The organism is Providencia sp. wls1916 (genome assembly GCF_009706585.1).
In the GTDB taxonomy this organism is placed as follows: Bacteria; Pseudomonadota; Gammaproteobacteria; order Enterobacterales; family Enterobacteriaceae; genus Providencia; species Providencia lanzhouensis.
This window is the reverse complement of sequence record NZ_WLUL01000003.1, coordinates 153,180-170,935: the sequence shown is the minus strand read 5'-3', so window position 1 is coordinate 170,935 and position 17,756 is coordinate 153,180. Positions and strand designations below refer to the sequence as shown.

The window sequence follows — 17,756 nt, the reverse complement described above, 5'->3', positions numbered from 1 at the left end:
TCACCAATTTAGAACGATATCAATTGGAGCTATTACGCTCTTCTAAGGCCAATTGCCAATTCACATACCCTTGCCACTGAACCTCTTGCTGTAAATTCTCAGCTCGTAAAGGGTGCTCCTCAAGCCAGCGGTACGGCAATGCGATGGTTAAATCCTGTCCATTAGCATTAAGGCGCAATGCTGGTAATGTATCATCACGTCTACGGCTGGCGAAAATAATGGCTAGTCGTAATAAACGGCATAATGCGTAAGTTTGCTGAATGGGTAGTGCATTTTGTTGGCTCAGGGAAGCGAGATCGATTTGACCTTGCTGGTTCTTGAGAAGAACAGCGAGAAAACGTTTTTGCGCGGGAGTGAAGCCTGGTAAATCAAGGTGAGTGATTAAATAGCTTGCGTGCTCTGAACCTTTGCGAAAATCAACACTCAGCCCAATTTCATGTAATGCACAAGCGCTGGATAACAAATCACGGCAACGGCTATCTAATTCCCACTCTTTGACTACTTGCAGGTAGAAATGTTCAGCAAGCTGACGCACGCGGGTAGCTTGCTCAATATCCACAAGGAAGCGTCGCTGAATATTGCGTAGCGTGCGTGCGCGAATATCTTGCTCAATAGGCAGTTCAAGCATGCCATACACTAAGCCTTCGCGAAGAGCGCCACCGGCTAATGTCATATTTTCGATATTCAGTGCTTTGAAAATCGCGATCAGAATCGATAAGCCACTCGGGAAAACGAGGGCACGTTCAAACGTGAGACCCTCGATTTCAAGCTCTTCCAATTTATGGCACTGGATAGCTTTGTGCTTCAGTTGCTGTAATTTACTCAGGGTGATGAGTTCATCCATCCCTTGAGCAATCATAATTTCCTGAATCGCCTGTACAGTGCCTGATGCGCCGACACAAATTTTCCACCCGTGATTTTTAAGGGCATCTGCGATAGGTGCAATGACGTGTTGAGCTGCTGCTTCGGCTTGAGCAAAGTTTTCTTCTGTTAGCGTTCTGTCGCTAAAGTAGCGTTCAAGCCAAGTTACACAACCCATTTCGAGGCTATAAAGTAACTGAGCTTTAGCGCCTGTACCGGTGACAAGTTCGGTGCTGCCGCCCCCGATGTCAACCACTAAGCGTTGCTCTGGACCGCCGGTTGTATGGGCGACGCCTTGATAAATCAAGCGAGCTTCTTCTTCTCCTTGGATCACTTTCACGGGATTTCCGAGGATCTGGCTGGCTTTCTCAATAAAAACATCGGCATTTTTGGCAAGGCGCAATGTCGCGGTTGCCACAACTCGAATTTGCGAGTTAGGAATATCTTGCAGATGTTCTGAGAAGAGACGCAGGCATTGCCAGCCTCGCTCCATGGCTTGCTCAGATAAAACATTATCTTTATCTAAACCCGCAGCCAGGCGAACTTTCCGTTTAACCCGAGAAATAATCTGAATGCTACCTGCGGTCTCGCGAACAACCAGCATATGAAAGCTGTTGGAACCCAAATCGATAGCGGCATACAGAGAAGAAGATTTCAGCATAGGGTATTTACTCAGCCTGCACGTTTATGGTTATTACGTGGGCCATTATGGCGACGCGGCGCATTAGAATTGCGGCGTGGACCACTTGGGCGCGGACGATGACGGCGTTTTGGTGCCGGCAGGTCGCTCAGCAGTGCATCACTGTTATATTTACTGACAGGGATAGAGTGCTGAATATACTCTTCGATTGCAGGTAAGTTTAGTGCGTATTCTTCACACGCTAAGCTGATAGAATTTCCGCTTTCACCCGCACGACCTGTACGTCCAATACGGTGTACATAGTCTTCGCAATCGTCAGGTAAATCATAGTTAAATACATGAGTTACTGATGGTATATGTAATCCACGAGCGGCAACGTCAGTCGCAACTAAGATATCAATTTGACCTTGAGTGAACTGATCTAAAATACGCAGACGTTTTTTCTGAGCGACATCGCCAGTCAATAACCCGACACGGTGACCATCAGCTGCAAGGTGAGCCCAGATATCATCACAACGATGTTTCGTATTTGCGAAAATAATGCAACGCTCAGGCCACTCTTCTTCGAGTAGCGTTTGCAGCAGGCGCATTTTTTCTTCGTTGGATGGATAAAATAACTCTTCTTTAATACGGTGACCGGTTTTTTGTAGTGGTTCAACTTCCACATATTCCGGGCTGTTCATTTGTTCGAACGCTAATTCTCTAACACGGTAAGAGAGCGTTGCGGAGAACAATAAGTTGAGTCTGTCCGCTGCGCCAGGCATACGGCGGAATAGCCAACGAATATCTTTAATAAAACCGAGGTCATACATACGGTCAGCTTCATCCAAAACAACAACTTGGATAGCCGCTAAATCAACGTGACCTTGTTTTGCGTAATCAATAAGGCGACCCGTTGTTCCAATAAGGATATCAACGCCGTTTTGTAGTACGCGTAATTGTTCGTCATAGCCATCACCACCATAGGCTAGACCCATTTTCAAACCAGTGTACTCAGCGAGCTCTTTAGCATCGGAGTAGATCTGTACGGCTAATTCGCGAGTCGGAGCCATAATCAGCGCACGTGGCTGATTGGTTTTTTTCCCCTCAATTGCCGGGTGAGTTAAGAGAAAATGAAATGTAGACGTTAGGAATGCTAACGTTTTACCTGTACCTGTTTGTGCTTGCCCCGCAACATCTTTGCCTTCGACAGTATAAGGCAGGGTAGACGCCTGAATAGGCGTGCAAAAGTTGAAGCCTTTTTTATTAAGTGCTTCAATGACTTTTGGGTGCAATGCGAAGTCGGAAAACTTCTTTTCTGTCAAGTGTGCTTTACTCATAGTATGTTAGAATATCAGTTATCGGTTGGTTTACGAAAGCGTATCTTTTGAAATAAAGCATACTGCTGCCAATTAATGTTACACTATGTCTGTAAAAATGATCCTTTGGAGTACAACATGAGCGACAAAATTAAACATATTACTGATGCAAGTTTTGAGTCAGACGTTCTAAATGCAAGTTCACCTGTTTTAGTCGACTTCTGGGCTGCATGGTGTGGACCTTGTAAAATGATCGCGCCAATCCTTGATGAAGTTGCTGAAGAATATACAGGCAAAGTGACTATCGCAAAACTGAATATTGATGATAATCCAGCGACTGCCCCAAAATTTGGTATTCGCGGTATCCCTACACTGTTATTATTCAAAAACGGCAGTGTAGCTGCAACTAAAGTTGGTGCTTTATCTAAAACTCAACTGAAAGAATTTCTAGACGAAAATCTGTAAGTTATAGCTTTATATAAGCCAAAACGTTTAGCGGCGCATTTATTTTATATAGAGAGTCGCTAGACGTCCCCATTTAAGCATGATAAGTTATCCGCATTCCTCATAGAGTACCCGTAAGAATTACCTTGTTTGCCTTTGCTCTTTTCTGAAACGTCTAGCTTGCAGTTCTGTTCAATGCCAATTTTAGTTACTGATTATTAATATAAAGTTGATAATTCATGGTTGTATCACTGTGGCTTAAGTCTTGAGTAAAATAAATGGGCTGTATTAGGGATAAGATGTTGTCCTAAAATGTATAAAAAACTATTGCTAATATTGATTACGTTTCTAATAATATGCGGCATGTCATCTTGATGATTATAACGCTTTCGTTAGTCACAACACCTTCACAGCAATATTAGTTGTAGCTAGCACAAATTTTAATGCATTGTTGTTGGTTATGAGTCCATATCTATCAACAGGGCACTATAAAGTTAAACTGGCGCTTCATAGGTTCACTATAAAAGTTGCCTCCAATTTACGTTCATAGTTCGAGAAATACCCCGAGTTAAAGAACCCACCATTATGAATCTTACCGAATTAAAAAATACGCCAGTATCAGAACTGATTACGTTAGGCGAAAACATGGGGCTAGAGAACTTAGCCCGTATGAGAAAGCAGGATATTATTTTCTCAATTTTGAAGCAGCATGCTAAAAGTGGAGAAGATATTTTCGGCGATGGCGTACTGGAAATATTGCAGGATGGATTTGGTTTCCTCCGTTCAGCAGACAGTTCTTACCTCGCAGGCCCTGATGATATCTATGTTTCCCCTAGCCAAATTCGCCGCTTTAACCTACGCACCGGCGACACCATTTCAGGAAAAATTCGTCCCCCGAAAGAAGGTGAACGTTATTTTGCCCTCTTGAAAGTTAACGAAGTTAACTTTGACAAACCTGAAAACGCCCGCAGCAAAATCCTTTTTGAAAACTTAACCCCATTACATGCCAATAATCGTCTGCGCATGGAGCGTGGTAACGGTTCTACTGAAGATTTAACTGCGCGTGTATTGGACTTAGCCGCACCTATCGGCCGTGGACAGCGTGGTTTGATCGTTGCACCTCCGAAAGCGGGTAAAACCATGTTACTGCAAAATATTGCGGCTAACATTGCCCACAACTATCCTGACTGCGTATTGATGGTTCTGCTGATCGATGAGCGTCCAGAAGAAGTTACTGAAATGCAACGCTTAGTTAAAGGTGAAGTGATCGCTTCGACATTTGATGAGCCAGCTGCGCGTCACGTTCAAGTTGCTGAAATGGTTATCGAGAAAGCGAAACGTCTGGTTGAGCATAAAAAAGACGTTATCATTTTACTGGATTCTATTACTCGTCTTGCTCGTGCATACAACACCGTCGTACCTTCTTCAGGTAAAGTATTGACTGGTGGTGTGGATGCAAACGCATTACATCGTCCAAAACGTTTCTTCGGTGCTGCTCGTAACGTCGAAGAAGGCGGAAGCTTGACTATCATCGCAACCGCGTTGGTTGATACCGGTTCGAAAATGGATGAAGTAATTTACGAAGAATTTAAAGGAACAGGTAACATGGAATTACACCTGTCCCGTAAAATTGCTGAAAAACGTGTTTTCCCTGCGATTGATTACAACCGCTCTGGTACACGTAAAGAAGAGCTGCTCACCTCTCAAGATGAACTGCAAAAAATGTGGATTCTGCGTAAGATTATTCACCCAATGGGCGAAATCGATGCAATGGAATTCCTTATCAGCAAATTAGCTATGACTAAGACTAACGAAGAGTTCTTTGATTTTATGAAAAGAGCATAGTCTCGTTAGGATTATGAGTATAGAAATAGGCGCTCTAATTAGAGCGCCTATTTTTTTATCAATGAACTGTGAGTATTCACAAAACAATAGTCTTTATTATTTATCAACATGAGCATGAGTTACTTTATTTATGTGTAAAATAAAATAATTAACGGATACTAGCTTATTCACTAGAAGATGGTATTTTCTACATTAATTTTTATACTTAAGTAGAACCAATGGGTGATGTTTACTCGTTTAGATGGAAACAATCATAAATCATGGTTAACAAATCTGAGATTGTGTTTTATGGCATGCATCTTGCTTTATTAAAGGATAAAATCTTTAGGTTAAATTTGTCACACAAAACTGTTTATTTATGCTGAATTTGAGCTGTATGTTTTTTTCGGCATGTTTTGTGCATGTTAAAAACAAGAAAAATGTGTTTTAGCGTACGATTGATTTTTGTTCGAATACTGTGTGATGGACTTCTATCACAGCAACCAAAAGTTTTAGTGTTTAAAAGTTAGATAGAAATATAAGAGAGTAGAACAGTGGATAGCACACACTTTATGAGTAATCTCTTCTATGTCTTTTTGTTTACCTTAGCCTTTATTTTTGTCGCGCGTATCGTAGCTAAAAAAATTGGCTTGGTTGATAAACCGAATTTCAGGAAGAAACACGTAGGATTGGTTCCGCTGGTTGGGGGGATCTCTGTTTTCTTTGGCGTTTGCTTCGCGTTTATGATCACAGAAGAATATATTCCCCATAAGTGGCTATATATTGCTTGTGCGGGGCTCTTAGTGTTCGTTGGTGCACTGGATGATAGGTTTGACATCAGTGTGAAGTTACGTGCTGGAGTTCAAGCGATTGTCGCCGTGATAATGATGACTGCGGGTGGGCTGTCACTGGAATCTCTAGGCCATGCATTTGGTCCTTGGGAACTGGTACTTGGGCCATTTGGTTATATCGTCACCTTATTTGCCGTTTGGGCTGCGATCAATGCCTTCAACATGGTTGATGGTATTGATGGCCTGTTAGGCGGCTTGTCCTCGGTTTCCTTTGGTGCCCTTGGTTTCTTACTGTATCAAAATGGTAACTATGCGTTAGCGTTTTGGTGTTTTGCGTTTATAGCGGCTATCCTTCCTTATATCCTCATGAATATGGGTGTTTTAGGGCGTCGCTTTAAAGTGTTCATGGGTGATGCGGGAAGTACGTTGATTGGTTTTACCATTATTTGGATCTTGGTAGCATCAACACAAGAAGACGTTCATCCAATCAACCCAGTGACTGCATTATGGATTATTGCTATTCCGCTTATGGATATGGTGGCAATTATGTACCGCCGTATTCGTAAAGGTATGAGTCCATTTTCACCGGATCGTCAGCATATTCATCACTTGATTATGCGCTCAGGTTTTACCCCGAAAGGGGCATTTGTAATCATCACATTGGCTGCGGCAATTCTTGCGTGTATTGGTATTATTGGCGAGCGCCTTTCATTCGTTCCTGAATGGGTAATGTTGGCATTATTTTTGCTTGTATTTATGATGTATGGTTACTGCATCAAGCGAGCATGGAAAGTCGCCCGTTTTATCAAACGAATTAGACGTCGTGCGCGTAAGAGTGCGGTCCGGTAACGACAAACGAACTATAGAGGTTCTGTGCAGTGAATAACTCAGAAACGCAACCTAATCAACATCAAACCTCGCTTGAAGCGGAGTTAGATATTCGTGATTTATGCCGCTCACTGTGGCAGGGTAAAATTTGGATCGTCGCATGTGCAGTGATTTTTGCTGCGATTGCACTGGGAGCGTCCTATTTTATGCAGCCGAAGTGGAGCACAACGGCTATCACGGATTTACCAACTGTGAACAATCTGGGAAGTTATTATTCTCAGCAACAGTTTCTGCGCAACCTTGATTCTCGTATTAATGCGGTGGGGCAAGAAGGGCAATTACCAACGATTGCCAAAGAAGCTTATGAAGAATTTACCAAACAACTTGGTTCTTACGATACTCGCCGCCAATTTTGGTTAGGTACTGAGTATTATAAACAGCGTTTGGAGAATGATCCGAAAGCGGATGCGGCATTGTTGGATGAGCTAATCAACAATATCGAATATACGCCAGCTGATGCACTTAAAAACCCAACAGATAGCGTGAAGTTAGTGGCTGAGACAGCAACAGACAGCAACCAACTCTTACGTGAATATATTGAGTTTGCTAATCAACGCGCAACTACAAATTTGAATGATGAATTGAAAGGGACGTGGGCAACCAAAACCCAATCAATGAAAGCGTTAGTTAAACGTGAAGCGATGGTCGCAACGGCATCGTATGATCGTCGTCTAAATAGCCTTGAACAAGCCCTAAAAGTAGCGGAAAAACAAGGCATTTTACGTAATCAAACGACCGCGCCAGTGGATGAAATTCCCGACTCAAAAATGTTTATGTTAGGAGTTCCATTACTGCAAGCTCAAATTGAGACATTAAAAGCAACGGGTCCAGATTTTGACACGGATTATGATCAAAATGTGGCGATGTTATCGACGCTGAATGTTGAGCCTGTTCTTCAAGATAATTTCCATGCGTATCGTTATCTGCGAACGCCTGAAGATCCAATCAAACGCGATAGTCCGCGCAGAGCATTTATTGCTGTTCTGTGGGGTGCAATTGGTATGTTAGTAGGTGCCGGAGTGGTACTGTCTCGCCGTCGCCCATCGTAATGTCATATTCGCCACCGGCGGCAAGGTCGGTGGCGAAATAGCATCATTAAAACTAAAGAAAGCAGTAAACTGCGAAGAAAATATAAGAGAGTCACTGTGAAAGTATTGACTGTATTCGGCACACGGCCTGAAGCCATTAAAATGGCTCCATTGGTTCATGCTCTTGCTGATGATGCAGACTTTGAAGCGAAAGTGTGTGTCACCGCTCAGCACCGTGAAATGCTAGATCAAGTACTGAACTTATTTGAGATCACGCCCGATTATGATCTCAACATTATGAAACCAGGTCAGGATTTAACCGATATTACTTGCCGTATTCTGGAAGGATTAAAGGCAGTATTTGCGGATTTCCAACCCGATGTTGTCCTTGTTCATGGCGATACCGCCACAACAATGGCAACCAGTCTTGCGGCATTCTACCATCGCATCCCCGTTGGGCATGTTGAAGCTGGACTGCGCACAGGGAACCTCTACTCTCCATGGCCAGAAGAAGGTAACCGTAAAATTGCGGGGCACCTTGCTCAGTACCATTTTGCGCCTACAGAAAATTCGCGCCAAAACTTACTCAACGAATCCATTCCCGATAGCCATATTTTTGTGACTGGTAATACGGTCATTGATGCGCTGTTGTGGGTCAAAGAGAAGGTAATGGGTAACCAAAACATGATGGCTGAATTAGCCGGAAATTACCCATTTATCGATCCAAATAAAAAAATGTTACTTGTAACGGGTCACCGCCGTGAAAGTTTTGGTGGTGGTTTTGAGCGCATTTGCCATGCATTAGCGGATATCGCTCAAACTCACCCTGATGTTCAAGTGGTTTACCCTGTTCACTTAAACCCGAATGTGAGCGAGCCTGTAAAACGTATTCTGCATGGTATTGATAATATTATCTTAATTAGCCCTCAAGAATATTTGCCGTTCGTCTATTTGATGAACCACGCGTATCTGATTTTAACGGATTCCGGCGGTATTCAAGAAGAAGCGCCATCTTTAGGCAAGCCTGTTTTAGTTATGAGAGATACCACTGAACGCCCTGAAGCTGTTGATGCAGGGACAGTCCGTTTAGTGGGTACAGATACAAAAACCATTGTAAATGAAGTTAATCGGTTACTGACAGATGAAGCGGAATATCACGAAATGAGCCGCGCACATAACCCGTATGGTGATGGTCATGCTTGTCAGCGTATTCTTGCAGCATTAAAAAGCAATCAGGTGAAATTATGAGTTTTGAAACTATTTCTGTTATCGGCCTCGGTTATATCGGTTTACCAACAGCGGCAGCCTTCGCATCTCGTAAGAAGCAGGTTGTCGGCGTAGATGTCAACCAACATGCTGTTGACACTATCAATCAAGGTAAAATCCATATTGTGGAACCTGAGCTGGACGTTGTGGTGAAAAAAGCAGTTGAAGAAGGTCACTTAAAAGCCTTCACCAAGCCACAACCCGCAGACGCATTCCTGATTGCTGTTCCGACACCATTCAAAGGTGAACACGAGCCTGATTTGGTGTACGTGAAAGCGGCAGCTGAATCTATCGCACCAGTTCTGAAAAAAGGCGACTTAGTGATTCTGGAGTCCACGTCTCCAGTAGGTACGACGGAGCAAATGGCACAGTGGTTAGCAGCAGCTCGCCCTGATTTGACCTTCCCTCACCAAGCTGGTGAAGAAGCAGATATCGACGTGGCATATTGCCCTGAGCGCGTACTGCCGGGTCAAGTGATGGTTGAACTGATCAAAAACGACCGTGTTGTCGGCGGGATGACACCTAAATCTTCACTGCGTGCTAGCGAACTGTATAACATCTTCTTAGAAGGTGAGTGTGTAATCACTAACTCAAGAACAGCTGAAATGTGCAAGTTAACGGAAAACAGCTTCCGTGACGTCAATATCGCATTTGCTAACGAATTATCGCTGATTTGTGCAGACCAAGATATCAATGTTTGGGAACTGATTAGCCTTGCAAACCGTCACCCTCGCGTGAACATTTTGCAACCGGGCCCAGGCGTTGGTGGTCACTGTATCGCAGTAGACCCATGGTTTATCGTGGCACAAAGCCCAAAACAATCTCGTTTAATCCACACTGCGCGTTTAGTTAACGATGGCAAGCCAATCTGGGTTGTTGATCAAGTGAAAGCCGCAGTGGCTGATTGCTTAGTGGAAACTGGCAAAAAAGCGAATGAAATCAAAATCGCATGTTTCGGTTTGTCGTTCAAACCAAACATCGATGACCTGCGTGAAAGCCCAGCAATGCACATCACCAAAATGGTTGCGAACTGGAACCCAGGTAAAACATTTGCAGTTGAACCACATATTCACGAATTACCAACTGCACTGAAAGGTATTGCGGAGCTGGTTTCTATTGAAACTGCTGTGAGCGAAGCGGATGTGATCCTGATGTTAGTCGACCATAACCTGTTTAAAGGTATCCAAGGTTCTGCTATCCCACAAAAATGGGTTGTGGATACAAAAGGAGTATGGCGTTGAAACGTATTTTAATTACAGGTGGAGCCGGCTTTATCGGCTCTGCTGTTGTTCGTCATGTGATTGAAAACACAAAAGATCACGCGATTGTGGTTGACTGTTTAACCTACGCGGGCAATTTGGAATCATTAGCGGAAGTTGCCAATAGCGAGCGCTACGCTTTTGAACAAGTGAACATTTGTGACCGCGCTGCATTGGATAAAGTGTTTGCTGAACACAAGCCTGATGTTGTGATGCATTTAGCGGCAGAAAGCCACGTTGACCGCTCAATTGATGGCCCAGCGGCATTTATCGAAACCAACATAGTGGGTACTTACACACTGTTAGAAGCGGCTCGTCATTACTGGTCTGCACTTGAAGATAGTAAAAAAGCGGCTTTCCGTTTCCATCACATTTCAACCGATGAAGTGTATGGTGACTTGGAAGGTCCAGATGGCTTCTTTACGGAAACTACACCGTATGCACCAAGCAGCCCATATTCAGCCTCAAAAGCGTCCAGCGACCATTTAGTGCGTGCGTGGCAGAGAACGTATGGTTTACCGACCATGATCACCAACTGCTCAAATAACTATGGCCCTTATCACTTCCCTGAGAAGTTAATCCCATTGATTATTTTGAATGCGATTTCCGGCAAGCCGCTGCCAGTGTATGGCAAAGGTGAGCAAATTCGCGACTGGCTGTTTGTGGAAGACCATGCCCGTGCGCTGCATTTAGTGGCCACTCAAGCACAGCCGGGGTCAACCTACAATATTGGTGGCCATAACGAGCGTCGTAATATTCAAGTGGTTGAAACAATTTGTGAATTACTTGAAGAACTGCACCCGCAGAAACCTCAAGGGGTTGCTCATTACCGCGACTTAATCACGTATGTGAAAGATCGTCCTGGTCACGATATGCGCTACGCCATTGACGCCGATAAAATTGAGCGTGAATTAGGCTGGACACCTGAAGAGACGTTTGAATCCGGGATCCGTAAAACGGTTCTGTGGTATTTAAACAACGAAACTTGGTGGCGTCGTGTGCAAGATGGCTCCTATGCCGGTGAACGTCTGGGCTTAGGCAGCTAGGAGGCAATATGAAAGGTATTATTCTGGCTGGTGGCTCGGGAACGCGTTTGCACCCGATCACTCGCGGCATCTCAAAACAGTTGCTGCCGATTTATGACAAGCCAATGATCTACTATCCGCTGTCAGTGTTAATGCTAGCAGGGATCCGTGAAATTCTGGTGATTTCAACGCCGGATGATTTGCCTATGTTCCAGCGTTTACTGGGCGACGGTCATGAGTTTGGTATCGAATTGAGCTACGCGGAACAGCCTTCTCCAGATGGGCTGGCTCAAGCGTTTATCATTGGTGAAGAGTTCATTAATGGGGACTCTTGCTGCTTAGTGCTGGGCGATAACATTTTCTTCGGTCACTCATTCAGCCCTAAATTAATGTCAGTCGCGGCACGCCAAAAAGGCGCGACAGTATTCGGCTACCAAGTCATGGATCCTGAGCGTTTTGGTGTGGTGGAATTTGATGACAATTTCAAAGCGTTGTCTATCGAAGAAAAACCAAAACAACCAAAATCAAACTGGGCAGTAACGGGTTTATATTTCTATGATAACCAAGTGGTTGATTTTGCTAAACAAGTAAAACCTTCTGAGCGCGGTGAATTAGAAATTACCTCTATCAACCAAATGTATTTAGAGCGCGGCGAGCTTAGTGTTGAGCTGCTTGGTCGTGGATTCGCTTGGTTAGATACGGGAACTCATGACAGCTTAATTGAAGCTGGAACATTTGTTCAGACCGTTGAGAAACGCCAAGGCTTTAAAGTGGCTTGTTTAGAAGAGATTGCATGGCGCAATGGCTGGTTATCAGACGACCAAGTTAAAGAAGCCGCAACTCGCCTGAATAAAACAGGCTATGGCAAATATTTAGAGGACTTACTTCGTGTCCGTCCGCGCCAATATTGATCCCCTAGATTGGGAGTCTGATTTTTTCAAACGTTCAACGGCGAAACTGGATTTCGCCGCGACTGATGCGCAAATTATTCTTTCTTATCAATTGGATAAGTTTGATATTGTGCAAGCGAAAGTCGCGGCATCCGAAACAGCTAAAATCGATGAACTTGCCAGTATGGGATTCAGTTTTGTTGAAGGCGAAATTGATTTTGCGTTAACTATTGGCACAGAAAATGCTTATCTAAACACAGCGTTATCAGAGACGGATAATGTGATTGTTGCACAAACAGGGGATATTGTTTCTCTGCGCGACACCGCGGCCTCTGTGTTTAGTAACAGCCGCTTTAGAACCCCTTGGTACCATGAAGGGGACAGCGGTCGGTTTTATGCATTATGGATAGAAAAAGCCGTTCTCGGCACCTTTGACCACACCTGTTTACTCCTTAGAGATAATGCAGGTGATATTTTAGGTTTCGTTAGCCTACGCAGCCTTGATGCAAATACAGCGCGAATTGGGCTGTTAGCGGCAACGCCAAGTGCAGCAGGACGCGGTATCGGTCGGAAATTAATGTCAGCAGCGTATCAGTGGTGTGTGCAACACCAAAAAAGACAGTTAAATGTTGCCACACAAATGAGCAATGTTGCGGCGTTAAATCTTTATTCACGTAGCGGTGCGGCTATCGCCAGCACAGCATATTGGTTATACAGGGGACAACATGATTCCATTTAATAAACCACCCGTTGTAGGTACTGAAGTTGAGTATATGAAGCAGGCCATGGCAAGTGGCAAACTGTGCGGGGATGGTGGTTTCACTAAGCGTTGTGAAGAGTGGATGGAGAAACGTTTTAACTGTCCGAAGGTCCAGTTAACGCCGTCTTGCACCGCTTCATTAGAAATGGCAGCGATCCTGATTGATATTAAGCCAGGCGATGAAGTCATCATGCCAAGCTTTACCTTCGTATCGACCTCTAACGCATTCGTGTTACGTGGCGCTAAAATTGTGTTTGTGGATATTCGTCCAGATACGATGAATATCGATGAAACCAAAATTGAAGCGGCAATCACTGATCGTACACGTGCAATTGTTCCTGTTCACTACGCAGGCGTGGCTTGCGAAATGGACACCATCATGGCGATTGCGAAGAAACACAATTTATTTGTGATTGAAGACGCAGCGCAAGGCGTGATGTCCACCTATAAAGGTAAAGCACTGGGTACCATCGGTCATATTGGTTGCTATAGCTTCCATGAAACCAAAAACTACTCTTCGGGTGGTGAAGGTGGTGCGACCTTAATCAATGATAAAGCGTTGATTAACCGTGCAGAAGTGATCCGTGAAAAAGGCACAAACCGCAGTCAATTCTTCCGTGGTCAAGTGGACAAATACACCTGGCGCGACATCGGTTCAAGCTACCTGTTATCTGACTTACAAGCAGCCTATTTATGGGCGCAGTTAGAAGAAGCAGACAAAATCAACGAACGCCGCTTACTGCTGTGGGATCGCTATTATCAAGCGTTACAACCACTGGTGGCTGCAGGTCGTTTAGTGTTAGCAACCGTGCCGGAAGGGCTGAAGCATAATGCCCATATGTTCTATATCAAACTCAAAGATGTGGAAGAGCGCACAGCGTTCAATGACTATATGAAATCCCATGGTATTTTGACGGTGTTCCATTATGTGCCACTGCACACCAGCCCTGCTGGACTGGAATTCGGCTATTTCCACGGTGAAGACAAATACACCTCGGTTGAAAGTGACCGTTTAGTGCGCCTGCCAATGTTCTACAACATGACAGACGACGAGCAACAAGTGGTTATTGAGCGAATCAAAGCGTTCTTTGCCTAATGTCACTCGCTAAAGCATCGGTTTGGACTGCTGGGTCTACCCTGATTAAAATCGGGGTGGGCCTGTTGATCGTGAAATTATTTGCAGTCTCATTTGGCCCGAGTGGTGTGGGTCTGGCGGGGAACTTCCGCCAATTAATTACGGTGCTAGGCGTATTGTCTGGCGCTGGGATCTTCAATGGCGTCACAAAATATGTGGCAGAACACCATCAAGATCCGCAGAAATTACGGGCTGTGCTGGGAACGTCTTCAACGATAATCCTCGGATTTTCAACGTTACTGGCGATTATTTTCTTGCTATGTAGCGCCCCTATCAGTGCTGCACTATTTGATACTGAGCAATACAGTGGCGTGATCCGCATGGTTGCCTTGATTCAAATGGGTATCGCGTATGCGAACTATTTCTTGGCGATTTTGAAAGGTTACCGAGACGCTGCTGGGAATGCGACGGCCATCATTTTTGGTAGCATAATCGGCGTAGTCGCCTATTATTTATGCTATCTGATGGGAGGTTATGATGGCGCACTTGCAGGGCTAGCATTGGTACCCGCTTTAGTGGTATTGCCTGCGGTTGGGATGATTATTCGACGTAAACAATTTGCGTTGTCATCACTAAAACCCGCATGGGATAAAGCTATTGCCACTAATTTAGGTAAGTTCACCATCATGGCAATGCTCACGGCAATCACACTGCCTGTTGCCTATATCATGATGCGAAATTTATTGGCACAGACTTATAGCTGGGATGAAGTGGGATTATGGACGGGCGTTACCACGATTTCGGATGCCTATTTACAATTCATCACAGCAACATTTTCGGTATATTTACTGCCCACGCTGTCCCGTTTACAGCATAAAAATGAAATTTCTGCCGAAATTGTTAAGGCATTGAAGTTTGTATTACCGGCTGTTGCCGCCGTGAGCTTTACGGTTTGGCTGCTGCGTGATTTTGCGATTTGGCTGCTGTTCTCAAAAGAGTTTACAGGGATGAGAGACCTGTTTGCTTGGCAGCTGGTCGGCGATGTATTGAAAGTGGGTGCTTACGTCTTTGGTTATCTCGTCATCGCGAAAGCAGCGCTACGTTTTTATGTTCTTACGGAAGTTAGCCAATTTGTTCTGTTAACGGGCTTTGCCCATTGGTTTATTCCTGAACATGGCGCCGTGGGGGCGACACAAGCCTATATGGCGACCTATATCGTATATTTTACTCTCTGTTGTTGCGTATTTTTGATCTACCGTAGGCGAGCATGACAACCTTAATACATGTACTGGGATCTGATCTCCCGCATCATAATCAGACGGTTTTAACGTTTTTTAATAACGTTATTTGCCAAGAGATGGCACCGTCACAAAAGCCGCATTTTATGGTGGTGAGCCAGGATGCGCAGCTTGCTGCTGCCTATCCGATGCTTGAAATTGAAGTTTTTGACAGCAAACAATCTATTGCAGATAGCGTTATTCGTCGCGCGAAAGCGGAGCGTCGTACACGCTTTTTCTTCCATGGGCAATTTAATGCGCCAATTTGGTTAGCACTGCTTTTTGGCAAGATAAAATCCCATCAATTCTGGTGGCATATTTGGGGCGCTGATCTCTATGAAGAATCTAGCTCACTGAAATTCAAGCTGTTTTATATTCTACGTCGTCTGGCTCAAAAAAAAGTGGGGCACGTTTGTGCAACACGGGGAGATTTGTGCCATTTTCAGCAGTCGAATCCTAATGTGCCATCGTCGGTTCTCTATTTCCCGACGCGTATGGATCCGGCATTGACGCTAAACGAACGTCAGCCTCGTGAGGGCGAGCAATTAACTATCCTGCTCGGTAACTCAGGTGACCGCTCTAATCGTCATGTGGAAGCGCTGAGCGCGATTAAACAGCAATTTGGTGACAAGGTGAAGGTGATAGTCCCGATGGGCTACCCAGCGAATAACCAAAACTATATTGCTGAAGTTGAGCAAGCAGCACAAAGCGAATTCCCTCAGGGGCAGGTGGATATTCTTAAAGAACGTATGGCGTTCGAAGATTACCTGAATTTGCTGAAAACCTGCGATCTTGGCTACTTTATTTTTAATCGCCAACAAGGGGTTGGAACGGTTTGTTTGCTTATTCAGTTCTCTATTCCTTTTGTCATTAGTCGCCAAAATACCTTCTGGCAAGATTTAACGGCGCAGAATGTCCCAGTCTTTTTCTATGGTGATGAGCTGACTCTGCCATTAGTGGATGAAGCACAACGCCAAATGAATTCGCTGAATAAACAGCATATTGAATTCTTTGCGCCTAACTTTACTGATGGCTGGAAACAGATCCTCAGCATTGCGGAGGCGAAAGCATGACATTGCTTGAATTGGGTGGCTTAGCGCTTATCTACCTAATCTCTATTATCTTTATCGGCACGCTGATGTATAAAGAGTTTTTGCGCGTGCGCTTTAATTTTAATATTTTCTTTACCTTATTGTATTTGCTGACGTTTTACTTCGGATTCCCGCTGACTTGTGCATTGGTTTTCCAGTTTGACGTGGCAATCGTCCCCGCAGATTACTTGATGTATGCCATGTTGGCGTCAACCAGCTTCTACGCCATTTACTACGTGACGTACAAAACGCGTTTAACTAAGCGCGTGGATACCCAGCGTCGCGCCGTATTTAGTATGAATAAGGTGGAAACCAATCTGACCTGTCTACTGCTGATTGCCGTGGCGGTGGTTACTGTAGGCATTTTTTTCATGGATAACGGTTTCTTGCTGTTTAAGTTGAAATCCTATAGCCAGATATTCTCCAGTCAGGTGTCGGGCGTGGCATTGAAGCGCTTTTTTTACTTCTTTATCCCTGCAATGCTGATTGTTTATTTCTTGAAACCCACGCAAAAACGCTGGATTTTCTTCCTGATCAGCACGGTTTCATTCGGTTTCTTAACCTATGTGATTGTGGGCGGAACCCGTGCCAACATTATCTTGGCATTTGCCCTGTTCCTATTTATCGGGATTGTCAGAGGCTGGATCACGCTTTGGATGCTGGCAGCGGCGGGTGTGGCAAGTATTGTTGGGATGTTCTGGTTAGCTCTCAAGCGTTACGGTCTTGATGTGAGCGGTGCCGAAGCGTTTTACACCTTCTTGTATCTAACTCGCGATACGTTCTCGCCATGGGAAAACTTAGGATTATTGCTCAGCTATTATGACCAAATGGAATTCCAAGGTTTAGCGCCGATTATCCGTGATTTCTATGTGTTTATTCCAGCATGGGTATGGCCTGAACGCCCTGATACGGTATTAAACTCGGCTAACTATTTTACCTGGGAAGTGCTGAATAACCATTCTGGGTTAGCGATTTCGCCTACGTTAATTGGCTCGCTGGTGGTCATGGGGGGCGTGCTGTTTATCCCGCTGGGCGCTATCGTGGTGGGCATGATCATTAAATGGTTTGATTGGATTTATGGGTTAAGTCTAAAAGAATCCAACCGTTACAAGGCTGCGATTATGCAGGCATTTTGTTTCGGCGCCATCTTCAACATGATTGTATTAGCTCGTGAAGGGGTCGATTCCTTTGTCTCGCGCGTAGTCTTTTTCTGCTTAGTCTTCGGGCTATGTTTAGTGTTAGCTAAATTACTGTACTGGTTATTTGAAAGTGCCGGTCTTATTCGTACCAAAGCCGCTTTATATTTAAAAAGTGGTCAACGGGAAAGCCGTTAAAAGGA

Annotated in this window: 15 protein-coding genes; 13 read left to right on the top strand and 2 right to left on the bottom strand. The window is 44.5% G+C overall.

Annotated elements, in window-relative coordinates; all coding sequences use genetic code 11:
• Nucleotides 1-19 precede the first annotated feature (19 nt).
• Both gppA and rhlB read right to left on the bottom strand, forming a co-directional pair.
• On the bottom strand, nucleotides 20-1,522 hold the full coding sequence (gene gppA / locus GKR61_RS01435; protein WP_154599726.1) for a guanosine-5'-triphosphate,3'-diphosphate diphosphatase: 1,503 nt from the start codon (nucleotides 1,520-1,522) through the stop codon (nucleotides 20-22).
• Between the two features lie 11 nt (nucleotides 1,523-1,533).
• Nucleotides 1,534-2,820 (bottom strand): ATP-dependent RNA helicase RhlB, encoded by a 1,287-nt coding sequence (gene rhlB / locus GKR61_RS01430; protein WP_036948801.1) that lies wholly within the window; start codon nucleotides 2,818-2,820, stop codon nucleotides 1,534-1,536.
• Nucleotides 2,821-2,937: 117 nt separating this feature from the next.
• On the opposite strand from rhlB, the gene trxA reads away from it, so the two are divergent.
• The 13 genes from trxA (at nucleotide 2,938) to wzyE (ending at nucleotide 17,751) form a co-directional block, all read left to right on the top strand.
• A complete protein-coding gene (trxA, locus tag GKR61_RS01425; protein ID WP_036948804.1) occupies nucleotides 2,938-3,264 on the top strand; it encodes a thioredoxin TrxA in 327 nt (108 codons plus the stop codon).
• A 564-nt stretch (nucleotides 3,265-3,828) separates the two neighbouring features.
• On the top strand, nucleotides 3,829-5,088 hold the full coding sequence (gene rho, locus GKR61_RS01420; protein WP_004915469.1) for a transcription termination factor Rho: 1,260 nt from the start codon (nucleotides 3,829-3,831) through the stop codon (nucleotides 5,086-5,088).
• Nucleotides 5,089-5,639: 551 nt separating this feature from the next.
• A complete protein-coding gene (gene wecA, locus GKR61_RS01415; protein WP_036948807.1) occupies nucleotides 5,640-6,707 on the top strand; it encodes a UDP-N-acetylglucosamine--undecaprenyl-phosphate N-acetylglucosaminephosphotransferase in 1,068 nt (355 codons plus the stop codon).
• 29 nt (nucleotides 6,708-6,736) lie between these two features.
• Nucleotides 6,737-7,795, top strand: coding sequence for an ECA polysaccharide chain length modulation protein (wzzE, locus tag GKR61_RS01410; protein WP_036948810.1), 1,059 nt, complete (start codon nucleotides 6,737-6,739; stop codon nucleotides 7,793-7,795).
• Between the two features lie 96 nt (nucleotides 7,796-7,891).
• The gene (gene wecB, locus GKR61_RS01405) at nucleotides 7,892-9,022 is read left to right on the top strand and encodes a non-hydrolyzing UDP-N-acetylglucosamine 2-epimerase (protein WP_036948815.1); all 1,131 of its coding nucleotides are present in this window, start codon (nucleotides 7,892-7,894) and stop codon (nucleotides 9,020-9,022) included.
• A complete protein-coding gene (gene wecC, locus GKR61_RS01400; RefSeq protein ID WP_036948818.1) occupies nucleotides 9,019-10,281 on the top strand; it encodes a UDP-N-acetyl-D-mannosamine dehydrogenase in 1,263 nt (420 codons plus the stop codon). Before wecB ends, wecC begins: the two co-directional genes overlap by 4 nt.
• Nucleotides 10,272-11,345, top strand: coding sequence for a dTDP-glucose 4,6-dehydratase (gene rffG, locus GKR61_RS01395; protein ID WP_181477694.1), 1,074 nt, complete (start codon nucleotides 10,272-10,274; stop codon nucleotides 11,343-11,345). The genes wecC and rffG overlap by 10 nt, the downstream gene beginning before the upstream one ends.
• Before the next feature lie 8 nt (nucleotides 11,346-11,353).
• Complete coding sequence (gene rfbA / locus GKR61_RS01390) at nucleotides 11,354-12,235, top strand: glucose-1-phosphate thymidylyltransferase RfbA (RefSeq protein ID WP_036948820.1); 882 nt, start codon at nucleotides 11,354-11,356, stop codon at nucleotides 12,233-12,235.
• A complete protein-coding gene (gene rffC, locus GKR61_RS01385; RefSeq protein WP_336426578.1) occupies nucleotides 12,213-12,953 on the top strand; it encodes a dTDP-4-amino-4,6-dideoxy-D-galactose acyltransferase in 741 nt (246 codons plus the stop codon). Before rfbA ends, rffC begins: the two co-directional genes overlap by 23 nt.
• Complete coding sequence (rffA, locus tag GKR61_RS01380; protein ID WP_154599724.1) at nucleotides 12,940-14,070, top strand: dTDP-4-amino-4,6-dideoxygalactose transaminase; 1,131 nt, start codon at nucleotides 12,940-12,942, stop codon at nucleotides 14,068-14,070. Before rffC ends, rffA begins: the two co-directional genes overlap by 14 nt.
• Complete coding sequence (gene wzxE / locus GKR61_RS01375; RefSeq protein ID WP_036948828.1) at nucleotides 14,070-15,320, top strand: lipid III flippase WzxE; 1,251 nt, start codon at nucleotides 14,070-14,072, stop codon at nucleotides 15,318-15,320. The genes rffA and wzxE overlap by 1 nt, the downstream gene beginning before the upstream one ends.
• Nucleotides 15,317-16,399 carry a TDP-N-acetylfucosamine:lipid II N-acetylfucosaminyltransferase gene (locus tag GKR61_RS01370; protein ID WP_036948830.1) on the top strand — a complete coding sequence of 361 codons (1,083 nt, stop codon included), beginning with the start codon at nucleotides 15,317-15,319 and terminating at the stop codon, nucleotides 16,397-16,399. Before wzxE ends, GKR61_RS01370 begins: the two co-directional genes overlap by 4 nt.
• Nucleotides 16,396-17,751, top strand: coding sequence for an ECA oligosaccharide polymerase (gene wzyE / locus GKR61_RS01365; protein WP_154599723.1), 1,356 nt, complete (start codon nucleotides 16,396-16,398; stop codon nucleotides 17,749-17,751). Before GKR61_RS01370 ends, wzyE begins: the two co-directional genes overlap by 4 nt.
• Nucleotides 17,752-17,756: the final 5 nt, after the last annotated feature.